Origin of the sequence: Pseudacidovorax intermedius, from assembly GCF_003350475.1 — a bacterium.
Taxonomy (GTDB): Bacteria; Pseudomonadota; Gammaproteobacteria; order Burkholderiales; family Burkholderiaceae_C; genus Xenophilus; species Xenophilus intermedius.
Window position 1 is genome coordinate 1 of sequence record NZ_QQAV01000012.1, and the last position, 20,791, is coordinate 20,791.

Below are 20,791 nucleotides of genomic sequence, written 5' to 3' on the forward strand. Positions count from 1 at the left end.
GCCCTCAAGCGCCGCGCCGCTGCGCTGGGCTTCCAGATCCACCCCGTGGAGGCCGCTGCATGAAGTCAGCTGTCTTCAGTTCTGTTTCTTGAGAGGGACACGGATCAGCCCTCGTGCAGGCCTGCGGCGGGCGGCCCCGTTCGGGAGCGGCCCGCCCTCAGACGGCGCTCTCGTTCTCCTCGCCGGTCCGGATACGAACAATGCGCTGCACCTCGGTCACGAAGATCTTGCCGTCGCCGATCTTGCCGGTGCGGGCCGCCGTGACGATGGCATCGACGCAGTTCTCCACGTCGGCGTCGGCGACCACCACCTCGATCTTCATCTTGGGCAGGAAGTCGACCACATACTCGGCGCCGCGATAGAGCTCCGTGTGGCCCTTCTGGCGGCCGAACCCCTTTACCTCGGTCACCGTCAGGCCGGAGACGCCGACTTGACCCAGCGCCTCGCGCACGTCGTCGAGCTTGAAAGGTTTGACGATGGCAGTGATCTGCTTCATGGCGGTGTTCCTGTAATGAGAGTGATGCAAGAGACTGGGTGACAGGCCGCGCGCACGCAGACCCCTGGGGCACGAGGTGTCGCAAGCCGCTGAGGCGGCGCGAAGTTGCACCCACGCTCGGAAATTATGTCATTCGCACCATCGCCCAGCGCACAGGGCGGTCGGCTGCTACGCTCGCCGATCCATGCCTTCGACTTCCCCGCCTGCGCTTCACGGGATCGCCGCCGCGTACCGGCGCGCCAGCCACAACGCCACGCTGCTGCTCGTATTCACCACCCTGATGTGGGGATGCAATGCCGTCGCTGCGAGGCTCGCCGTCGGAAACATCTCGCCCATGATGCTGACCACGGCGCGGTGGACGATCTGCTGTGTGGCGCTGTGGTTCACCGCCCGGCACGAGATCGCCCGGCATTGGCGCACCGTGGCGCGATCCTGGCGCCTGATCGCCATCATGGGCACGGCAGGCTTCACTGCCTTCAATGCCCTCTTCTACGCGGCGGCACACCACACCTCGGCCATCAACATCGCCATCATCCAGGGGACGATCCCGGTGCTGGTGCTTCTGGGCAGCTTCGTGTTCGCGGGCCGGCGCTTCCGGCCCATGCAGGCGCTGGGGGTGGCCGTGACCCTGGCGGGCTGCGTCGTCGTGGCTTCGCGCGGCCAGCTTCACGTGCTCGCCACGCTCGACTTCAACGTCGGCGACCTCTGGATGCTGCTGGCCAGCCTCTTCTACGCCGGGTACATGCTCGGGCTGACCCGCCGGCCCCCCGTGCCGCCGATCGTCTTCTTCGCCGCCGCCGCGGGCGTCGCGGCGCTGACCTCCCTGCCCCTGCTGGCTTTCGAGGTAGCCACGGACCGCTTCTTCATGCCCACGGCGACCGGCTGGGCGTTGATGCTCTTCGTGGGCCTGCTGCCCTCCTTCGTGTCGCAGATCACCTTCATCCAGGCCGTCTCGCTGATCGGGCCGGAGCGCGCCGGAGTCTTCGTCAACCTGACGCCGATCTTCGGCCCTCTGCTGGCCGTGCTGGTGCTGGACGAGCCGCTGCGCCCCTTCCACCTCGTCGCACTGGCCCTCGTGCTGGGCGGTATCTGGATTGCGGAGCGGCGCCGACGTCCCGCCGTCATGGAGTGAAGTAACCATGGCTGGAGCGTCCCTCGAATTCAGGATCGTCGACGATCCGCTGCTGATCGATGCCTCGTCGTGGAACACCCTGCTTGCCCGACAGGCTGCGCCGGGTCCCTTCATGCGCCACGAGTATCTTGCGGCGCTCCACACGAGCGGAAGCGCAACGGCGCAGACAGGCTGGGCCCCCGCCTTCGCCACCTTGTGGCGGGCCGATGAGCTGGTCGCCGCCTGCCCGCTCTACCTGAAGTCCCACTCCTACGGCGAATACGTGTTCGATTGGGCCTGGGCCAATGCCTACGAGCAGCATGGGATGCGCTATTACCCCAAGGCGCTGGTGGCGGTCCCGTTCACGCCGGTGCCGGGTGCCCGTCTGCTGGCGGTCGACCCGCCCACACGACAGGCACTCATCCGATCGCTGGTGGCCTGGGCCGCGGACAACGAACTGTCGTCCCTGCACCTGCTGTTCGGCGACGACGAGGACATCGCGGCCTGCGAGGCGGCTGGCCTCATGCTGCGGCACACAGTGCAGTTCCACTGGGAGAACCAGCATCCGGCGGCGAAGGGTCAAGCGGGTCCATACCAGGACTTCGACGACTTCCTCGCGGCCCTCAACCAGGAGAAGCGCAAGAAGATCCGCCAGGAGCGCCGCAAAGTCGCCGAAAGCGGCGTTCGCTTCCGGTGGGCTCGTGGCACAGACATCCGGGACGCGGACTGGGACTTCTTCTATCGCTGCTACGCGCGAACCTACCGTGAGCATGGAAACCCGCCCTATCTGACCCGGGACTTCTTTCACCGAATGGCGACCAGCCTGCCCGACGCCTGGCTCATCTTCGTGGCCGAGCGCGAGGGCCGGGCCATGGCCTGCAGCCTGATCGGCCTGGGTGCCGATGCCGATGGGCGGGGCGTTGCCTATGGGCGGTACTGGGGTGCTTTGGAGCGGGTCGACTGCCTGCACTTCGAGGCCTGCTATTACCAGCCCATCGAATGGTGCATCGCGCACCAGATTCACCGCTTCGAGGGCGGCGCACAGGGCGAGCACAAGATGGCCCGCGCGCTCATGCCCGTCAAGACCACCAGCGCCCACTGGCTCGCTCATCGGGCCTTCGCGGATGCGGTGGAGCGCTTTCTGGCGCGTGAAGGCGAAGGCGTTTCGGCCTACCTGTCGGAACTCGGCGAGCGAAGCCCGTTCCGCGCCTAGCCGCTCCTCTGGCGCTGGCAGGCGACCGGACGTATCCCTGCGCAAGATCATGCGGGCCCGACCTGCCGCCCGCTAAGCTTGATCGATGACCGACGCCGCCGCACCCGCCTCCCCCGCAGCCCCGAGGACCCGCCATGCCTTGTGGGAGGACGCCCTGGCCATCGCCAGCGGCACCTTGCTCATCTCGATGGGCGTGGCGCTTTTCACCACGGCCGGACTGCTGACGGGCGGCACGGCGGGCATCGCCTTTCTGCTGCACTACGGCACGGGCGCCAGCTTCGGCACGCTCTTCTTCCTTCTCAACCTGCCCTTCTACTGGCTGGCCTGGCGCAAGCTGGGCGCGGCCTTCACCGTCAAGACCTTCCTGGCCGTCGCCTCGCTGTCCTTGCTGACGCTGTGGCAGCCGGGGTTGCTGCATTTCGACCGCCTGCAGCCGCTCTACGCCGCCCTGGCAGGCGGGCTGGTGACGGGCACCGGCTTCCTGATTTTGTTCCGCCACCGCTGCAGCTTGGGGGGCATCGGCATCCTTGCGGTCTGGCTGCAGGAGAAGAAGGGCTGGCGCGCCGGGCAGGTGCAGATGGGCTTCGACTGCCTCATCGTCGCCACCGCGTTCGCGTTGGTGGAGCCGCAGCGGGTGATGCTGTCCATCGCAGGCGCCATCGCGCTCAACGCCGTGCTGGCCATCAACCACAAGCCGGGCCGCTACCTGGGCTTCTGACAGGCCCGCCTCGCGAGGGCGCGTGCCGAACGCCCACAAAAAAGCCCGCCGAAGCGGGCTCATGATCGCAATCCGCGGCGGCGGATTACTTCTTGTACGCGGCGATGCCGTCGGTGATTTCCTTGTGGGCGGCCTCGACGCCGTCCCAGCCCAGCACCTTGACCCACTTGCCGGCTTCGAGGTCCTTGTAGTGCTCGAAGAAGTGGCTGATGGCCTTCAGGCGCATCGGGTTCACGTCCTGCACCGTCTTCCAGTGGCTGTAGATCGGCAGGATCTTGTCGGTGGGCACGGCCAGCACCTTGCCATCCACGCCTGCTTCGTCTTCCATCTTCAGGATTCCCAGCGCGCGGCACTTGACCACCACGCCCGGCAGCAGCGGATAGGGCGTGACCACCAGCACATCCACCGGGTCGCCGTCGCCCGACAGGGTCTGCGGCACGTAGCCGTAGTTGGTGGGGTAGTACATCGCCGTGGTCATGAACCGGTCGACGAAGATCGCGCCGGTCTCCTTGTCCACCTCGTACTTGATCGGATCGGCGTTCATCGGGATCTCGATGACGACGTGGAACTCTTCAGGGGCCTTGGCGCCCGGGGGGATTTTGTCGAAGGACATGCTTGTCTTTGGTTGGAGTGGCGTTCGCCCCGTGGGTCGGGACAAACCCCGAGTTTAGCCAGCGGGCCGACGCCAGCCTGACACCGGCGCGGTTTGCCTGTAAATTCGTTGCGTTGGCCAATCAATGCAAGGCGGGTTCTGCCCGGGCATCGAGGAAGCAACGCGGCGGCAGTTGGGCCCGACGCGTTGCGGCAGGGTCCCGGCTGGCGTCTTCACAACCACATGGAGACGGCAATGACTGGCAACTTCCCTTTGTATGCGGTGATCGCCTGCGGGCTGATCGCCGTCATCTACGGTGTCTGGGCGCGAAGCTGGATTCTTTCCCGCGATCCCGGTAACGCCCGCATGCAGGAGATCGCCGCGGCGATCCAGGCCGGTGCCTCGGCCTACCTGGCGAAGCAATACACAACCATCGGGATTGTGGGCTTGGTGCTCGCGGTGCTGATCGCGCTGTTCCTTGATGGACTGACGGCCGCGGGCTTCGTGGTCGGCGCCGTGCTGTCGGGCGCCTGCGGCTTCATCGGCATGAACGTGTCGGTCCGCGCGAATGTGCGCACGGCACAGGCGGCTGCGCAGGGCATCGGACCGGCGTTGCAGGTGGCGTTCCGGGGTGGCGCCATCACCGGGATGCTGGTGGTCGGGCTGGGGCTGCTGGGGGTCGCCGGCTTCTACGCCTTCCTGGGCGCGGGCACGGCCACGCCGCAGGCACTGAATCCGCTGATCGGCTTTGCCTTCGGCTCCTCGCTGATCTCCATCTTCGCCCGGCTCGGCGGCGGCATCTTCACCAAGGGAGCGGACGTCGGCGCCGACCTCGTCGGCAAGGTCGAAGCCGGCATTCCCGAGGACGATCCGCGCAACCCCGCCGTGATCGCCGACAACGTGGGCGACAACGTCGGCGACTGCGCCGGGATGGCGGCCGACCTCTTCGAGACCTACGCCGTCACGCTGATCGCCACCATGGTGCTGGGCGCCTTGATGGTCACGGCAGCGCCGGCGAATGCGGCGATCTATCCGCTGGCGCTGGGCGGCGTCTCGATCATCGCGTCCATCGTCGGCTGCTTCTTCGTCAAGGCGTCACCGGGCATGACCAACGTGATGCCGGCGCTCTACCGCGGCCTGGCGGTCGCCGGCGTGCTGTCGCTCATCGCCTTCTGGTTCGTCACGTCCTGGCTGATGCCCGACAACGCAGTGGTCGCCGCCGGCAGCCAGCTGCGCCTGTTCGGCGCCTGCTTCGTGGGCCTGGCCCTGACGGCCGCGCTGGTATGGATCACGGAGTACTACACGGGCACGCAATACAAGCCGGTACAGCACGTGGCCCAGGCCTCCACCACCGGCCATGGCACCAACATCATTGCCGGCCTGGGGGTGTCCATGCGCTCCACGGCATGGCCCGTGATCTTCGTCTGCGCCGCGATCCTGGCGGCCTACACGCTGGCCGGGCTGTACGGCGTCGCCGTCGCGGCGACCTCGATGCTCTCCATGGCCGGCATCGTGGTCGCGCTGGACGCCTACGGCCCCATTACCGACAACGCGGGTGGCATCGCGGAGATGGCCGAACTGCCGTCATCCGTCCGCGACGTGACGGACCCGCTGGATGCCGTCGGCAACACGACCAAGGCGGTGACCAAGGGCTATGCCATCGGCTCGGCGGGTCTGGCAGCGCTGGTGCTGTTCGCCGACTACACGCACAAGCTCGAAAGCTATGGCCAGGCCATCGACTTCAATCTGTCCGATCCGCTGGTCATCGTGGGGCTGTTCATCGGCGGGCTGATTCCCTACCTCTTCGGCGCCATGGCCATGGAGGCCGTGGGCCGCGCGGCCGGCGCAGTGGTGGAGGAAGTGCGGCGCCAGTTCCGCACCATTCCCGGCATCATGGACGGCACCGGCAAGCCCGAGTACGGCAAGGCGGTCGGCATGCTGACCGGCGCGGCCATCAAGGAGATGATGATCCCGTCGCTGCTGCCGGTACTCGTGCCCATCGTGGTGGGCCTGGCGCTGGGGCCGAAGGCCCTGGGCGGCCTCCTGATGGGCACCATCGTCACCGGCCTGTTCGTCGCGATCTCGATGTGCACTGGCGGCGGCGCCTGGGACAACGCCAAGAAGTACATCGAGGACGGCCATTTCGGCGGCAAGGGCAGCGAGACCCACAAGGCGGCCGTCACGGGCGATACGGTGGGCGACCCCTACAAGGACACGGCCGGGCCGGCGGTCAATCCGCTGATCAAAATCATCAACATCGTGGCGCTGCTCATTGTTCCGCTGGTGGTGCAGTTCCACGCGCCTGCGCCTCCGCGGGCGGCGGGCCTCGGTGCGCCCGTCTTCGGGCAAGTGGCCCAGGCGCAGCCGACCACTTCCAACCCAATGCCGACGCAACGCTGACCGTCAGCGCTGCGCCACGGCACGCACCAAGCGCGTGGCCGGCTCCACCAGCGCGGTGAGGTCGGCCTCCCGCCCCTCCTCCACCGCGAGCAGCACGAGTTCGTGGATGCCGCCCACGACCGTCATGGCCATCTGCCGGTCGAGCGGCTGGCCCTGCGCATCGGGAACGGCCGCGCCGATGAAATCGGCGATGGCCCGATGCGCCCGGCGCCGGACCGCGAGGCCTTCCAGGCCCAGGCCGAGGATCTCGACGAACAGCGTACGAAGAAGAACCGGATCGGAGGCCAGGCACTCCAGATAGGCCCGGACCGCACCGTCCACCTGGACCTGCCAGGGCCTCGACCGGTCGACCGACTCGACCAGCACCTTCAACGCCACGCCGCTGGCCGCTTCATACAGCGCCAGCAGGCACTCGGTCTTGCCGGCGAAGTGCTCGTAGAAGGTACGGCGCGACACCGCGGCCTCCCGCACGATGTCGGCGATGGAGGTCTGGGCGTAGCCACGCGCCGCCAGGGCGCGGGCCATGCCTTGCAGCAGGCGCTCGCGATGGCCGGTCTCTGTGAGGTTCTCTTCGGGTGGGGTGGAGGTGTTCATGCAATGCGTAGGCCGAGGGAACGCGGCCGGCACGGATCGTACAAAGCCCTGATCGAAGCTTGGTCGGTACTTGAGCGTACCGACTCTTTGAAGGATGATCGCGGTACGCCACCGTACCAACCTTTGAAAGCGTTTTGATGAGCCAGCTTGTGATTCGAAGACTGCTGATCGACCTGGACGCCCCGTTCGATCGCCAGTGGTGCGCGGGCAATGCCTTCCAGACGGCGTTCTTCAATGCGCTGTCCATGAGCTTTCCGTTCGGGGAGCAGTTCTTCATCGATGCCGTGCGGGGCGCTCTGCCGCTGCTGGCGTCCGATGCGCAACAGCGCTGCCAGGCCGAAGTGCGCGGCTTCATCGGCCAGGAAGCCACGCACAGGCGCATTCACGCCCTGTTCAACGGCCAACTCGAACGGCAGGGCCTCGAGGATTCCTGGACGCCACGCATGAAGCAACGGATGGCACTGCTCGAGGGCCAGGATCCGCGACACGCCCTGGCGATCACTGCCGCGACCGAGCATTTCACCGCCCTCTTCGCGGACTGGCTGCTGCGCCATCCCCGGACGCTGGAGGCGGTCGAGCCTCGTCTGCGCACGATGTGGATGTGGCATGCGGCCGAGGAGTCGGAGCACAAATGCACCGCCTTCGACCTCTATCGCGCCGTCGGAGGCGCGGAATCATGGCGGCGGCGCTGGATGCGGCGCGTCACCCTGCTCTTCCTGACCGACCTGCTTCGACAGACCGTGGCCAATCTGCGCCATGAAAAACAGCTGTGGAAGCGATCGACCTGGCGGCAGGCTTGGCAGACCCTGTTCAGTCGCGAAGGCCTGCTGACCAGCAATGTGCGCGCGTGGCGCGCCTACTTTCGCCCGACGTTCCATCCCTCCGAACAGGAGGGCACGCTTGCGCAACAGTGGCTGGCCGACCACCGTGACAGCTACACCCCTGTCGGCGCAAACTGAATATCGGCAAACGACGAAGGCGGAATGCCCCGCCTTCAGCCCCCTGGAGCACCGGTCCAGGCTTCAAAGCGCCCCATGCGGGGCGCCCCGTGGGTTCAGCCGCCGCCCTTGAGCGTCGCTTCCAGTTCCTTGCAAGACGGCGCACACACCGGCTGGGCCTTGCCCAGGACGCGCTTGGTCTGCATCAGGGAACGGGGGCGGTGCTTGCCGCACAGAAAGCACGACATCGTGGCGCCGCTGAAGGAGGACGAGGCCTTGAAAGGAGAACCCGGGGTCTTGGACTTGTAGCGCAGCCCAGCCTCGTCCATGGTCGTCTTGACATCAGAGCTGGCCATGAGCGCCTCCCTGTTGAACGAACACGCCGCGGACGGCAGAGAGAAGTGGGGAGTACATGCACGGCATGTCGTTATTTTCGGCGATTTCCGGATACCTGTTTTGACGGGGGACATTATCCCCGCCGACGCAATGGCGACGGCTCCTCCACAATTGGGGGCATGCAACTGAATTTCATCGCCAACGAGCATGCCGCCTCCGCCAGCGGCCGCGTGATTCCGGTCCTCGACCCCTCCGACGGCCAGGCCTTCGACGAACTGCAGCGCAGCGATGCGCGCGACATCGACGCCGCCGTGCAGGCCGCGCGCGCCTGCTACGAGGGCGCCTGGGCCCGCCTGTCGGCCGCCGACCGCGGCCGCCTGCTGTACCGCCTGTCGGTGAAGGTGGCGGAACACGCCGACGAACTCACGGCGCTGGAGCAACGTGACTGCGGCAAGCCGACCAAGCAGGCACGCGCCGATGCGCTGGCCTTGGCGCGCTACTTCGAGTTCTACGCCGGGGCATGCGACAAGTTCCACGGCGAAACCATTCCGTACCTGGACGGCTACAGTGTCATGACGTGGCGCGAGCCGCATGGCGTGACCGGCCATGTGATCCCCTGGAACTACCCCATGCAGATTTTCGGGCGAAGCGTCGGTGGCGCGCTGGCCGCGGGCAACTGCTGCGTGGTCAAGCCGGCCGAAGACGCCTGCCTGTCGCTCATCCGCGTGGCGCAACTGGCCGCCGAAGTGGGTTTTCCCGCGGGCGCCATCAACATCGTGACCGGCTACGGCCATGAGGTGGGCGACGCACTGGCACGCCACCCCGGCATCGACCACATCAGCTTCACCGGCAGTCCGCGCGTGGGGACGCTGATCCAACAGGTGGCCGCCGAGCGCCACTGCCCGGTCACCCTCGAGCTTGGCGGCAAGAGCCCGCAGATCGTCTTTGCCGATGCCGACCTGGATGCCGCCATTCCGGTGCTCATCAATGCCATCGTGCAGAACTCGGGCCAGACCTGCTCGGCCGGCTCGCGCGTGCTCATCGAAGGCAGCATCTACGAACCGCTGCTCGACCGCCTCGGCGCAGCGTTCGAGAAGCTGCGCGTCGGCCCCGCCGCCATGGACCTGGACCTCGGCCCGCTGATCCGTCAGACCCAGCAACAGCGCGTGTGGGACTTCCTCTCCGATGCCCAGACCGCCGGCATCCCTATGGTGGCCCAGGGCCAGGTCGTGGAGGAGGCGCCCGATTCCGGCTTCTACCAGGCGCCCACGCTGCTGCGCGACGTGCCGGTGGACCACCGCATCGCCCAGGAGGAAGTCTTCGGCCCCGTGCTGGCCGCGATGCGTTTCGATGGCGAGGACGACGCGGTCCGCCTGGCCAATGCCACCGAGTTCGGGCTCGTGGCCGGCGTGTGGACGCGCGATGGATCGCGGCAGTTCCGCATGGCGAAGCGGCTGCGCAGCGGCCAGGTGTTCATCAACAACTACGGTGCGGGCGGCGGGGTCGAACTGCCCTTCGGTGGGGTGAAGTCCTCCGGCTACGGTCGCGAAAAGGGCTTCGAGGCGCTCTACGGCTTCACCACGCTGAAGACGGTGGCCATCCGCCACGGCTGAGGCCGTCGGCGGGCACGGCACTCACCCGAGCGCCGTGTCCAGCAGCATCATCAGCACGAAGCCCACCATCAACCCGCCCGTCGCAAAGGCCTCATGGCCCTTGCGGTGGGACTCGGGAATGATTTCATGGCTGATGACGAAGAGCATCGCGCCGGCCGCAAATCCCAATCCCCAGGGCAGCAGCAAGGCGGAATGTTCGACGACCGCGGCGCCCAGCACGGCGCCCAGCGGTTCCACCAGGCCGGACGCCATGCCCAGCGCCACCGCGACGCCGCGCCCATAACCCGCAGCCAGCAGCGCCACCGCGACCACCAACCCCTCGGGCACGTCCTGGATCGCGATGCCCGTCGCCAGCGCGTTGGCACGCAGCCCATCGTTGCCCGCGTAGCCGACGCCGATGGCCAGTCCTTCGGGCAGGTTGTGCAGGGCGATGGCGATCACGAACAGCCAGGTGCGCCGCAACGTGCGCACGGCATCGGTGTCGCGTCCTTCGCGGCCCTTGATGAAATGTTCGTGAGGCAGCAGCTTTTCCATGGTCATCAAGGCCGCTGCGCCCAGCAGGATCGCGGCGCCGATCACGCCGCCCGCGGACCAGCGGCCGCCGCCGAACAGCGCCTGCTCCTTGGCCACCTCCAGCCCAGGCAGGATCAGCGAAAAAGCGCAGGCCGCCAGCATGACCCCGGCACCGAAGCCGAAGAGCGTGTCCTGTACGCGCTCGGAAAGCCGTTGGGAGAACAGCACCGGCAGCGTACCCAGCGCCGTGGCCAGGGCCGCGACCGAGCCACCCACCAGGGCCTGCCCCACCACCTCGCTGCTGGCAACCAGCGACCAGACCTGCCCTGCCAGCACCAACACGCCCAATCCCACGATGGCCAGGCCAAGCCAGCGGCGCGCGGTGCGCGGACGCCGGCGCGTGGCAGGCCAGGCAGCGGTTTCAGAGTCGTTCATGGTCGGTCCTTGCGGTTATGGCGGCGCTCCGGCACCGGGAGGACGCCCGCCCTCCAACGTTGGAGCGCTGCCAGTGAACCACCCGGCCCGCCCCGTCGATGTAGTCCGGGCGCCGGTCCGGCTACCAGCGGACGCAGGGGGTGTCCGCGGCTGGGCGTCGCCTGCCCGCGGGCAGCGCGCGGCCGTCCCCCCAGGGTTCTCCCGCAAGGTCAGACCCCACGCTGCGCCGGAATGCACCCCGTCGATAAACTGCAACGCCCACCGACGTCGCCCTTGCGAGGCGCCACTCCCCACACATCCCATGGCCTTTCGCGTGATTCCCCTCGTCGACCAGCGCCGCGATGCGCCCCTGCCCGCGCCGCGCGACGAAGACGGGGTGCGCGCAGGCCTGCTGCAGGACAGGCTCGGACGTCCCCTCACCGACCTGCGCATCAGCGTGACCGACCGCTGCAATTTCCGCTGCAGCTACTGCATGCCCAAGGAGGTGTTCGACAAGAATCATGTCTACCTTCCGCATTCGGCGCTGCTCAGCTTCGAGGAGATCACGCGTCTGGCGCGCGTGTTCGTCGACCAGGGCGTGCGCAAGATCCGCCTCACGGGGGGCGAACCGCTGCTGCGCAAGAACATCGAGCACCTGATCGAGCAACTCGCCGCGCTGCGCACGCCCGACGGGTCGCCACTGGATCTGACGCTCACCACCAACGGCTCGCTGCTGGCACGCAAGGCGCAGGCACTCAAGGCCGCGGGCCTGCAGCGCGTGACGGTCAGCCTCGATGCGCTTGACGACACCGTCTTCCGCCGCATGAACGACATGGACTTCCCGGTCGCGGACGTGCTGGCCGGCATCGATGCCGCGCGCGAGGCGGGGCTGGGGCCGATCAAGGTCAACATGGTGGTCAAGCGCGGCACCAACGAGCAGGAGATCCTGCCGATGGCGCGGCACTTCCGCGAGCGGCATGGCGGCGACGTGGTGCTGCGCTTCATCGAATACATGGACGTGGGCGCCACCAACGGCTGGCGCATGGACGAGGTGATGCCTTCCGCCGACGTGGTGGCGCACATCGCCGCCGAGTTGCCGCTGCGACCCCTGGAGGCCAGCGCGCCGGGCGAGACCGCGCAGCGCTGGGCCTACGCCGATGGCCGTGGCGAGATCGGCGTCATCAGCAGCGTCACGCAGGCCTTCTGCCGCGATTGCAGCCGGCTTCGCCTTTCCACCGAAGGCCGCGTCTACCTTTGCCTCTTCGCCTCCCAGGGCCATGACCTGCGGCAACTGCTGCGCGGCGGTGCCGACGACGAGGCACTGGCGCGCACCGTGCGCAGCATCTGGACGCAGCGGGGCGACCGCTATTCCGAGTTGCGGGCCCGCCGGCCTGCCGATGGCGTGGCCGAAGGCCCAGCCCCTCGCCGCGTCGAGATGAGCTACATCGGCGGATGACCGCCAGCCCTCTTGCCGCGTGGATGCGCACGCTGCCGGCCCGGCCGGAGGACCACCGTTGAGCGCCGCTGACGAGCCGCTGCATCACCCACCCGCCCCTCGGACGGCCGCCCTCACCGGCGCCGTGCTGGCCGGCGGCCAGGGCCGGCGGATGGGCGGCGCCGACAAGGGCCTCCAGCCCTATCGCGGCCAGCCGCTGGCGTTCAATGCGCTGCAGCGGCTGCAGCCGCAGGTGGACGCCTGCCTCATCAGCGCCAATCGCCATCTGCCCACCTACGAGACTTTCGGCGTACCGGTGGTACAGGACAGCATCGCGGGGTTTGCCGGCCCACTCGCCGGCATGCTGGCCGCCATGGAGCGCTGCACCACGCCATGGCTGCTGACGGTGCCGTGCGACGTGCCGGCATTCCCCCCCGACCTTGCCGCACGCCTGTTGCAGGCCGCCCGGTCCGCGGGAGCCGACATCGCCATCCCCACCGTTCGAAGCGGGCCCGGCGACGACGACGCGCGTCCGCAACCCGTGTTCTGCCTCGTGCACACGCGCCTGCACGCCAGCCTGTGCGACTGGCTGGCCCGCGGCGAGCGCCGCGTCATGGGCTGGGCACGCCAGCAGGGCGCGCAGCTGGTGCCCTTCGACCAGCCCGGCGACCCGGCCGCCTTCGCCAACATCAACACCCTGGAAGCGCTCGCCGCCCTCAACGACCAGCGCTGAGGCGGCCGATACTCGGCGGCCGCGCCCTGCCGGCACGCCTCCCGCCATGACCTCTTCGCCCAACCATCCCTCCCACGCCGACACCACGCCCGACCTGCATGTCGACGAAGTGCACCAGCGCATCGCCCGTCTGGTCGCGCGTGGCCGCAAGGACCTGCCGACCGAGCAGATCGCGCTGGGTGAAGCAGTGGGCCGCATCCTGGCGGCGGACGTCCTGTCGCCGGTTTCCGTTCCGCCGCACGACAACGCCGCCATGGACGGCTATGCCTTCTCCGGCGCGGCGCTGCAGTCCGCCGGCGCGGAGCTGGACCTGCGCGTGGTGGGAAAAGCCCGCGCGGGCGCACCGTGGAACGGCCAGCTGGGCCCGGGCGAAGCCCTGCGCATCATGACGGGCGCCGTGATGCCACGGGGCGCCGACACCGTGGTGCCTCAGGAGCTGTGCCAGCCGCAGGCCGACCGGGTGCGCTTCGACCGCCTCCGCGTCGTCGCCGGCGCGCACTGCCGCAAGGCGGGCGAGGACCTGCGGGCCGGGGGCTTGGCACTGGCTGCGGGGACACGCCTGGCGCCCGCGGCGCTCGGCCTTCTCGCGAGTCTCGGACAGGCAGAGGTGAACGTGCGGCGCAGGCTCCGGGTCGCCGTCCTGTCCACCGGGGACGAACTGCTCCAGCCCGGCGAGCCGCCACGCCCCGGTGCGATCTACGACAGCAACCGCACCACCCTCTCGGCGCTCGTGCGCAGCCTGGGCCTGGCGCCGCTCGACCTGGGCCCGGTGCCCGACCGGGCCGACGCCCTGGCCGCAGCGCTGACCGATGCCGGACGGCAGGCGGACGTGGTGATCAGCTCCGGCGGCGTGAGCGTGGGCGAGGCCGACCACACACGGTCCGCACTCGCAGCATCGGGCGAACTGGCCTTCTGGCACGTCGCGATGCGCCCCGGCCGCCCCTTTGCTGCTGGCGTGCTGACGGGCGATGCCGGCGCCCCGCTTCCCTTCTTCGGCCTTCCGGGCAACCCGGTGGCCGCGATGGTGAGCTTTCTGGTCTTCGTGCGGCCGGCGCTGCTGCAACTGGCCGGGTGCGGCGCAGCCGAGGCGGTCGCGCCGCCCCTGGTGCGTGCACGCACGAGCCGCGCGCTGCGCAAGCGCCCCGGCCGGACCGAGTACCAGCGCGCGGTGCTCCGCCGGGTGCCCGGCGCCCTGCCGGTGGTCGACGTCGCGCTCAACCAGAGTTCGGCGGTGCTCAGCGCGATGGTGGCGGCAGACGCCCTGGTCGTGCTGCCGCACGATCAGGGCCACGTCGACGCCGACGAGGAAGTCGACGTGCTGCTGCTGGACACGCTGTCCTGACGGCGGCGCGCGCCTGGCGCCCGGCGGTCGCCGTGAACAACGACGGAAAGCTCAGGCGCGCCCCTGCGCGTGCAGCACGCCACGGTTGGCGAGTGCGTCCGCGCGTTCATTGCCTGGATCGCCCGAGTGCCCGCGCACCCAGCGCCATTCGATCTGGTGCCCGCCGTCGGCCACCAGCTGATCGAGCCGCTTCCACAGCTCCACATTCTTGACCGGCTGACCGGTCGAGGTGCGCCAGCCCTTGGCCTTCCAGCTGCGGATCCAGGACGTGATGCCCTGGCGCACGTACTGGCTGTCCAGGAAGAGCACCACGCGGCAGGGCCGCTTGAGCGCGGCCAGCGCCTCGATCACCGCCATCAGCTCCATGCGGTTGTTGGTGGTGTCCAGCTCGCCGCCGAAGATTTCTTTTTCAAAGGTGCCGGACTTGAGCCAGGCGCCCCAGCCGCCTGGGCCGGGATTGCCCTTGCAGGCACCGTCGGTGTAGATCGTGACTTCGTTCAAAGGGTGTGTTTCTTTCCAGTTCTGGACGTCCGGCCGGCGATCGGGCGCGGTGCCGCAGCCATCGCCGGTCGCCGCTTCCAGTCGGCCGGCAGCAGACGCATGCCGCGCACGCGCTTGACCGCGACGACGAAATAGACGGCGCCGAAGATGGGCCACCAGCGCTCGCCCAGGTCGTCCATCCAGCGGTAGCGCTGCAGCCAGGCTTCACCGCGCGCGGCCGGCCGGTACAAGCCGAAGCGGCCGGACTCGACCTCGAAGCCCAGCAGACGCAGCCAGTCGCGCAGACGCCAGTAGTTGATGAGTTCGGAGGGGCCCGGCAAATAAAGTTCGCCGCCGCCCAGATGCCGGTACAGTCGGGCCCGGCGCTGCCGCAGGCCCCAGAGACTCGCCGGGTTCAGCCCGCACACGACCACGCGGCCTTCGGGCACCAGCACCCGTTCCACCTCGCGCAGCGTGGTGTGCGGGTCGGCCGCGAGTTCGAGCGTGTGGGGCAGCGTGACGAGGTCCAGGCTGTTGGCGCCGAAGGGCAAGGCCGAGAAGTCCGTCAGCAGGCGGGCCGAAGCGGCCGGCGTCTCCTCGGAACCACCGGCCAGCCAGCGATGCGGCATGCGGTTGGTGCGCAGCGTGTCGATCTCGGCACAGCCCAGCTGCAGTGCGTGATAACCAAAGATGTCGACCACCGCCTCGTCGAACTGCGACGCCTCCCAGGCCTGCAGCAGGCGGCCGGGCGGGGTCTTCAACCAATCGCCCAACTTTATAATTTGATCGGTCATGACCCTTGTTCCGTTGCCTGCTTTCGCCGACAACTACATCTGGATGCTCCAGATCGACGGGCAGGCCGCCGTGGTGGATCCAGGCGACGCCGGACCGGTGTTCGACGCCTTGGCCCGGGAGCCCGGGCTTGAACTGGCGGCGATTCTAGTCACACACCATCACGGCGATCACACGGGCGGCGTGGCTGCGCTGCGCGAGGCGACGGGGGCCCAGGTCTTCGGTCCCGCCACCGAAAACATCCCCCAGCCCTTCGCGCCGATGCGCGGTGGCGACCACGCGCAGGCACTCGGCCTGCGCTTCGATGTCATCGATGTACCCGGCCACACGGCCGGCCATATCGCCTACGTGCTGCGCGAGCCGCCGGCCCCGCTTTCCCACCCGCTGCTCTTCTGCGGCGACACCCTCTTCTCGGGCGGCTGCGGCCGCCTGTTCGAGGGCACACCGGCGCAGATGCTGGCCTCGCTCGATGCGCTGGCCGCCCTGCCCGACGACACCCAGGTGTGCTGCGCGCACGAGTACACCCTGTCCAACCTGCGATTCGCCCTCGCCGTGGAACCCGGCAATGGCGCGCTGATCGACTACGAGCGCCAATGCCAGGCATTGCGCGCCCAGGGGCGCCCCACCCTGCCGGCCCGGCTGGCGATGGAGCGCCGCACCAACCCCTTTCTGCGCTCGCGCGAAGGCACCGTCATCGCCGCCGTCCAGGCGCACGCGCCCGGCGTGCAGTCCGACGACGAGGTTGCCGTCTTCGCTGCCCTGCGCCAATGGAAAAACGACTTCCGATGAAGAGACTTCTCGCCGCCGCCATGGTGGCTGCCTCGCTGTTCCTGGCCGGCTGCGCCAGCACCCCGCCCGACTCCAAGGCGATCCAGGCCGCCGCAACGGCCTCCTCGTCCTCCGCCGCGCCGGTCTATCCCACAGGCCGGCTGACGCCGCTGGTGCCCGGCAGCCAGGAATGGACCGGCCACAGCGTGGTCACCCTCGCGCCGCCGGTGGACATGTGGGACCGCATCCGCCGCGGCTTCAAGATGCCCGACCTGGACAGCGACCTCGTGCGTGACCGCGAGCAGTGGTACGCCACCCGGCCCGACTACATCCAGCGGATGACCGAGCGCTCCAGCAAGTACATCTTCCACATCGTCGAAGAGCTCGAACGGCGCGGCATGCCCACCGAGCTGGCGCTGCTGCCCTACATCGAGAGCGCCTTCAACCCGCAGGCCGTCTCCAGCGCGCGCGCCACCGGCATGTGGCAGTTCATGCCGGCCACCGGCACCGACTACGACCTCAAGCAGAACCTGTTCCGCGACGACCGGCGCGACGTGGTCGCCTCCACCCGCGCCGCCCTCGACTACCTGCAGCGCCTCTACACCATGTTCGGCGACTGGCAGCTGGCGCTGGCGGCCTACAACTGGGGCGAGGGCAACGTGGGCCGCGCCATCGCGCGCAATCAGAAGGCCGGCCTGCCCACGGGCTACGCCGACCTGAAGATGCCCGACGAGACCCGCTACTACGTGCCGAAGCTGCAGGCGGTGAAGAACATCGTCGCCAACCCGCAGCAGTTCGGCGTCGACCTGCCCTTCATCGCCAACCACCCCTACTTCCAGACCGTCGAGCTCACGCGCGACCTGGACGTGGAACTCGCCGCCAAGCTGGCCGACGTGCGCATCGAGGACTTCCGGGCCCTCAACCCCGCCGCGCACAAGCCGGTGCTGCTGGCCGCCAGCGGCACGCCCATCCTGCTGCCCTGGGACAACGCCGCCGTCTTCAAGCGCAACTTCGAGGCCTACAACCAGGGCCAGTACGCGAGCTGGACGGCCTGGACGGTGCCCTCGACCATGACCGTGGCCGACGCCGCCCAGCGCGCCGGCATGAACGAAGCCGACCTGCGGGCGATGAACAACATCCCGCCGCGCATGCTGATCAAGTCGGGCTCCACGCTGATCGTGCCGCGCACCGCCCGCGTGAAGGAAGACGTGGCCGCGGTGGTGGCCGAGACCGGCCACCTGAGCTTCGAGCCCGAGATCGTCACCCGCCGCACCGTGGTCAAGGCGGGCCGCAACGACAGCGTCACCAGCATCGCCAACCGCTACAAGCTCAGCCCCGCACGCGTGGCGCAGTGGAACGACGTGGCAGCGGGCCACCGCTTCAAGCGCGGCTTCCAGGTCGTGGTGTACCTGCCCGTGCGGGCGGCGGCCGCCGAGAACGTGGGCAGCGGCGCCAAGCATGCCGTGGTCACCAGCAAACGCGGCGGCGGCGTGGCGCGGGCCGCGGTCGCACCGGTGTCCACGCGCGCGATCGCGCGCAGCACCACCGCCAGCTCGAAGAAGGCGGTCACGTCGCCCCGCGGCGGCTCGCCGTCCAAGAAGAAGCGCTGACCGCCCCGGTGCCCGTCCGCGGCGAGCCGCAACGGCCGCGCCCGCGGCGGGCCGCCGGTCAGGCCTTGTAGCGCTCCTTGGCGCGCTGGGCGAAGTCGTTGGTGTAGAGCCGGTCCAGCTCGATCCGCTCCGGCCTGAAGCTGGCGTCGAAGGTGGTCATGGCAGCCAGCGCCGTGCGCGGCCCTTCCGGGGGAACCAGCCCGTCCAGCGCGATCGACTCGCGCACCTTGTCGAACGCCGCCAGGTACAACGCGCGGTCGCCGAGCAGGTGGCTTTCGGGAAGTGTCTTGATGAGGTCGCCGGGCCCGGCCGTCTGCAGCCACTTGAGGCTGTGCACGACCGCATTGGCCACCGCCTGCGCCGTGTTGGGCGCGCGCCGCAGGAAGTCCTCGGACGCATAGAGACAAGCGGCCGGCATGGGACCGCCGAACACCTCGGCCGTGCCACGCAAGGTGCGGCAATCGGCGATCAGCTTCACATCGCCCTTCTGCTCGAGCATGGTCATCACCGGCTCGCTGTTGCTCATGGCATCCACCTGGCCCGTGCGCAGCGCGGAGAGCGCGCCCGCGGACGAGCCCACGCCCACATACTGCACGTCCGCCGGGCGCAGGCCGCCGCGGGCCGCCACCAGGCTGGCCATCATGTGCGTGGCCGATCCAACGGCCGACACGCCCACGCGACGCCCGCGCAGATCGGGCACCGCCTGATAGGCCGCGAAGCCCTTGGTCGACGTGCCCATGGCCACCTGGGGCGCGCGGCCCTGCAACACGAAGCAAGGGAAGAACTGGCCGCCGGCCTGCAGGTTCAACGTGTGCTCGAAGGCACCGGAGCAGATGTCGGCCGAGCCGCTCAGCAGGGCCTGCAGGGCCCGCGCGCCCGCCGCATGGTCCACCACCTCCACGTCCAGGCCCTCGGCCCGGAAGTAGCCCAGCTGCTCGGACAGCGTCAGGGGCAGGTAGTAGAACGACGCCTTGCCCGCGACGGCAATGACGACGCGGTTCTTTTCGAGCCGCGGCTGGGTGCGCACGCCAGGCGCGATGGCCAGCGCGGCACCTGCGGCGGCCGCGGCGCAGAAGGCGCGGCGGTGGAGCATGGCAGCGGTGGTTCCTCTCTGGCAAAGCTGTGGTGCTCGCTGACAGGGCCGCCGCCCCGTCGCATCGAGGGGGCCGCACCTGGCAGGAGAGCCCGGGCGTTTGCCACGAGCTTAGGAGGCGCCGACGCGCGGCAGCATCCGGACCATCCCCCACACGGGTTTCCACGGAACGCACCGCGGGCAGCGGCGGCCCCGTGCGGCCGGCGGGGCGGCTCAGCGCCCGACGAAGAGGATCGCGATGTTGACCAGCAGCGCCAGCGCGAACACGGCGCTGCGCATCGTGCTGCGTCCGCGGATGTAGAGCGACACGAACACCACCCGCAGCAGCACGTAGGCGACCGCGAGGGCATCGAGCCGAGCCTGCGCCGCGCCGTACTGGTGGGCGATGACCACCGCGCCGATGAAGAAGGGCAGGCTCTCGAAGCCATTGGCATGGGCCGCCATGGCCCGCGCGCGCCAGCCCTCCAGGCGACCGGCCCAGTCGCGTGGCGCATCGTTGTCGCGGCGGGCGAAGGCGCCCGCCTTGGCGATGTACGCCGTCAGGTAGGGCAGCAAGGCGGCCACCAGCACGCACCAGTAGGCCAGCGTCAGGTGGCTCGCGTTCATGCCTTGCGCCTCAACGGCGGTCGACCAGCGCATGCGCGATGGTGCCCAGGTCGACGTACTCCAGTTCGCTGCCGGCCGGCACGCCACGCGCCAGGCGCGTCACGGTCAGGCCGCGGCTGCGCAACGCCTCGGCGATCACATGCGCCGTCGCTTCGCCCTCGGCCGTGAAGTTGGTGGCGACGATCACCTCGCTCACGTGACCATCGGTGGCCCGCGCCACGAGCTGGTGCAGCCCAATGTCGCGCGGCCCCACGCCATCGAGCGGACTCAGCCGCCCCATCAGCACGAAGTAGTAGCCACGGAAGGCGCCGGTGCGCTCCAGCGCTGCCTGGTCGGCAGGCGTCTCCACCACGGCCAGCTTACTGGCATCGCGCTGCGGGTCGCGGCAGACCTCGCACAGCTCGGCCTCGGTGAAGGTGTTGCAGCGACTGCAGTGGTGCACCTGCAGCACCGCGTCCTGCAGCGCGCGGGACAGCACCTGGGCGCCGTTGCGGTCGTGCTGCAGCAGATGGAAGGCCATGCGCGAGGCCGACTTGGCGCCCACCCCCGGCAGGCGCCGCAGCGCCTCGATCAGCGTGTCGAGCGAGTGGGCGTCGGACATCGTGCGGCGGCGAAGGGCAGGCTCAGAAGGGGAACTTCATGCCACCGGGCAGGCCCGGCATGCCGGCCGTGATCTTGCCCATCTTCTGCTCGCTGGTCTCCTCGGCCTTGCGCACGGCGGCATTGAAGGCGGCAGCCACGAGGTCCTCGAGCATGTCCTTGTCGTCGGCCAGCAGGCTGGGGTCGATGGTCACGCGCTTGACGTCGTGCTTGCAGGTCATGACGACCTTCACCAGGCCGGCACCGGATTCGCCTTCGACCTCGATGTGGGCCAGCTCTTCCTGGGCCTTCTTGAGGTTGTCCTGCATGGCCTGGGCCTGCTTCATCAGGCCGGCGAGTTGTCCTTTGTTGAACATGGGGCGGGTTCCTTCCTAGGTCTGGAGATGAGGTTGTC

At 69.0% G+C, this 20,791-nt stretch carries 23 protein-coding genes; 12 read left to right on the forward strand and 11 right to left on the reverse strand.

The features are described from left to right. Window positions 1–157: 157 nt before the first annotated feature. Complete coding sequence (locus DFR41_RS22610; protein ID WP_017757297.1) at window positions 158–496, reverse strand: P-II family nitrogen regulator; 339 nt, start codon at window positions 494–496, stop codon at window positions 158–160. Window positions 497–680: 184 nt separating this feature from the next. Between DFR41_RS22610 and DFR41_RS22615 the strand changes: the two genes are divergently transcribed. The 3 genes from DFR41_RS22615 to DFR41_RS22625 all read left to right on the forward strand — a co-directional run bounded on the left by DFR41_RS22615 (window position 681) and on the right by DFR41_RS22625 (window position 3,538). Next, entirely contained in the window at window positions 681–1,628 is a 948-nt protein-coding gene (locus tag DFR41_RS22615; RefSeq protein WP_081682386.1) for a DMT family transporter, read from the forward strand. A gap of 7 nt (window positions 1,629–1,635) precedes the next feature. Next, window positions 1,636–2,820: a GNAT family N-acetyltransferase gene (locus DFR41_RS22620; protein WP_114804387.1), complete on the forward strand. Its 1,185-nt coding sequence runs from the start codon at window positions 1,636–1,638 to the stop codon at window positions 2,818–2,820. Window positions 2,821–2,905: 85 nt separating this feature from the next. Then, window positions 2,906–3,538, forward strand: coding sequence for a YitT family protein (locus tag DFR41_RS22625; RefSeq protein ID WP_114804388.1), 633 nt, complete (start codon window positions 2,906–2,908; stop codon window positions 3,536–3,538). Between the two features lie 85 nt (window positions 3,539–3,623). On the opposite strand, the gene ppa is transcribed toward DFR41_RS22625, so the two are convergent. Then, window positions 3,624–4,151, reverse strand: coding sequence for an inorganic diphosphatase (ppa, locus tag DFR41_RS22630; RefSeq protein ID WP_017757292.1), 528 nt, complete (start codon window positions 4,149–4,151; stop codon window positions 3,624–3,626). A 234-nt stretch (window positions 4,152–4,385) separates the two neighbouring features. Here ppa and DFR41_RS22635 point away from each other — a divergent pair, with 234 nt between their 5' ends. Beyond that, window positions 4,386–6,530, forward strand: a complete 2,145-nt coding sequence (locus DFR41_RS22635) for a sodium-translocating pyrophosphatase (RefSeq protein WP_244917843.1) — start codon at window positions 4,386–4,388, stop codon at window positions 6,528–6,530. 3 nt (window positions 6,531–6,533) lie between these two features. On the opposite strand, the gene DFR41_RS22640 is transcribed toward DFR41_RS22635, so the two are convergent. Further along, window positions 6,534–7,124: a TetR/AcrR family transcriptional regulator gene (locus tag DFR41_RS22640; protein WP_211322645.1), complete on the reverse strand. Its 591-nt coding sequence runs from the start codon at window positions 7,122–7,124 to the stop codon at window positions 6,534–6,536. 137 nt (window positions 7,125–7,261) lie between these two features. On the opposite strand from DFR41_RS22640, the gene DFR41_RS22645 reads away from it, so the two are divergent. Next, window positions 7,262–8,083 carry a metal-dependent hydrolase gene (locus DFR41_RS22645; protein WP_114804389.1) on the forward strand — a complete coding sequence of 274 codons (822 nt, stop codon included), beginning with the start codon at window positions 7,262–7,264 and terminating at the stop codon, window positions 8,081–8,083. A gap of 95 nt (window positions 8,084–8,178) precedes the next feature. Here the strand turns inward: DFR41_RS22645 and DFR41_RS22650 are convergent, their stop codons facing one another. After that, window positions 8,179–8,418, reverse strand: a complete 240-nt coding sequence (locus DFR41_RS22650) for a hypothetical protein (protein WP_017757288.1) — start codon at window positions 8,416–8,418, stop codon at window positions 8,179–8,181. On the opposite strand from DFR41_RS22650, the gene DFR41_RS27790 reads away from it, so the two are divergent. Both DFR41_RS27790 and DFR41_RS22655 read left to right on the forward strand, forming a co-directional pair. Beyond that, the gene (locus DFR41_RS27790) at window positions 8,417–8,587 is read left to right on the forward strand and encodes a hypothetical protein (protein WP_170159443.1); all 171 of its coding nucleotides are present in this window, start codon (window positions 8,417–8,419) and stop codon (window positions 8,585–8,587) included. The two genes, DFR41_RS22650 and DFR41_RS27790, sit on opposite strands and share 2 nt — an antisense overlap. After that, the gene (locus DFR41_RS22655; RefSeq protein ID WP_017757287.1) at window positions 8,578–10,011 is read left to right on the forward strand and encodes an aldehyde dehydrogenase family protein; all 1,434 of its coding nucleotides are present in this window, start codon (window positions 8,578–8,580) and stop codon (window positions 10,009–10,011) included. The genes DFR41_RS27790 and DFR41_RS22655 overlap by 10 nt, the downstream gene beginning before the upstream one ends. A 21-nt stretch (window positions 10,012–10,032) precedes the next feature. On the opposite strand, the gene DFR41_RS22660 is transcribed toward DFR41_RS22655, so the two are convergent. Further along, window positions 10,033–10,959, reverse strand: coding sequence for a ZIP family metal transporter (locus tag DFR41_RS22660; RefSeq protein ID WP_017757286.1), 927 nt, complete (start codon window positions 10,957–10,959; stop codon window positions 10,033–10,035). A 301-nt stretch (window positions 10,960–11,260) separates the two neighbouring features. Here DFR41_RS22660 and moaA point away from each other — a divergent pair, with 301 nt between their 5' ends. From moaA to moeA, 3 genes are read left to right on the forward strand one after another with little or no spacing between them, the layout of a single operon-like run. Beyond that, window positions 11,261–12,394, forward strand: coding sequence for a GTP 3',8-cyclase MoaA (gene moaA, locus DFR41_RS22665; RefSeq protein ID WP_114804390.1), 1,134 nt, complete (start codon window positions 11,261–11,263; stop codon window positions 12,392–12,394). 58 nt (window positions 12,395–12,452) lie between these two features. Continuing rightward, window positions 12,453–13,106 carry a molybdenum cofactor guanylyltransferase MobA gene (mobA, locus tag DFR41_RS22670; protein ID WP_425326724.1) on the forward strand — a complete coding sequence of 218 codons (654 nt, stop codon included), beginning with the start codon at window positions 12,453–12,455 and terminating at the stop codon, window positions 13,104–13,106. 46 nt (window positions 13,107–13,152) lie between these two features. Beyond that, the gene (gene moeA, locus DFR41_RS22675; protein WP_114804391.1) at window positions 13,153–14,448 is read left to right on the forward strand and encodes a molybdopterin molybdotransferase MoeA; all 1,296 of its coding nucleotides are present in this window, start codon (window positions 13,153–13,155) and stop codon (window positions 14,446–14,448) included. Window positions 14,449–14,499: 51 nt separating this feature from the next. On the opposite strand, the gene rnhA is transcribed toward moeA, so the two are convergent. Further along, on the reverse strand, window positions 14,500–14,949 hold the full coding sequence (rnhA, locus tag DFR41_RS22680) for a ribonuclease HI (protein ID WP_017761721.1): 450 nt from the start codon (window positions 14,947–14,949) through the stop codon (window positions 14,500–14,502). Next, window positions 14,946–15,722: a class I SAM-dependent methyltransferase gene (locus tag DFR41_RS22685; protein WP_211322646.1), complete on the reverse strand. Its 777-nt coding sequence runs from the start codon at window positions 15,720–15,722 to the stop codon at window positions 14,946–14,948. The genes rnhA and DFR41_RS22685 overlap by 4 nt, the downstream gene beginning before the upstream one ends. On the opposite strand from DFR41_RS22685, the gene gloB reads away from it, so the two are divergent. Together gloB and DFR41_RS22695 are read left to right on the forward strand one after the other, a co-directional pair. After that, on the forward strand, window positions 15,721–16,509 hold the full coding sequence (gene gloB, locus DFR41_RS22690; RefSeq protein WP_114804393.1) for a hydroxyacylglutathione hydrolase: 789 nt from the start codon (window positions 15,721–15,723) through the stop codon (window positions 16,507–16,509). The genes DFR41_RS22685 and gloB overlap by 2 nt on opposite strands. Then, complete coding sequence (locus DFR41_RS22695) at window positions 16,506–18,098, forward strand: transglycosylase SLT domain-containing protein (protein WP_114804394.1); 1,593 nt, start codon at window positions 16,506–16,508, stop codon at window positions 18,096–18,098. Before gloB ends, DFR41_RS22695 begins: the two co-directional genes overlap by 4 nt. A 58-nt stretch (window positions 18,099–18,156) precedes the next feature. Here DFR41_RS22695 and DFR41_RS22700 read toward each other — a convergent pair whose 3' ends face one another. The 4 genes from DFR41_RS22700 to DFR41_RS22715 all read right to left on the reverse strand — a co-directional run bounded on the left by DFR41_RS22700 (window position 18,157) and on the right by DFR41_RS22715 (window position 20,753). Then, complete coding sequence (locus DFR41_RS22700; RefSeq protein WP_017759411.1) at window positions 18,157–19,191, reverse strand: ABC transporter substrate-binding protein; 1,035 nt, start codon at window positions 19,189–19,191, stop codon at window positions 18,157–18,159. Window positions 19,192–19,404: 213 nt separating this feature from the next. After that, entirely contained in the window at window positions 19,405–19,797 is a 393-nt protein-coding gene (locus DFR41_RS22705) for an MAPEG family protein (RefSeq protein WP_043118994.1), read from the reverse strand. Window positions 19,798–19,807: 10 nt separating this feature from the next. Then, complete coding sequence (recR, locus tag DFR41_RS22710) at window positions 19,808–20,398, reverse strand: recombination mediator RecR (RefSeq protein ID WP_017759409.1); 591 nt, start codon at window positions 20,396–20,398, stop codon at window positions 19,808–19,810. Window positions 20,399–20,420: 22 nt separating this feature from the next. Then, complete coding sequence (locus DFR41_RS22715) at window positions 20,421–20,753, reverse strand: YbaB/EbfC family nucleoid-associated protein (RefSeq protein ID WP_017759408.1); 333 nt, start codon at window positions 20,751–20,753, stop codon at window positions 20,421–20,423. Window positions 20,754–20,791: the final 38 nt, after the last annotated feature.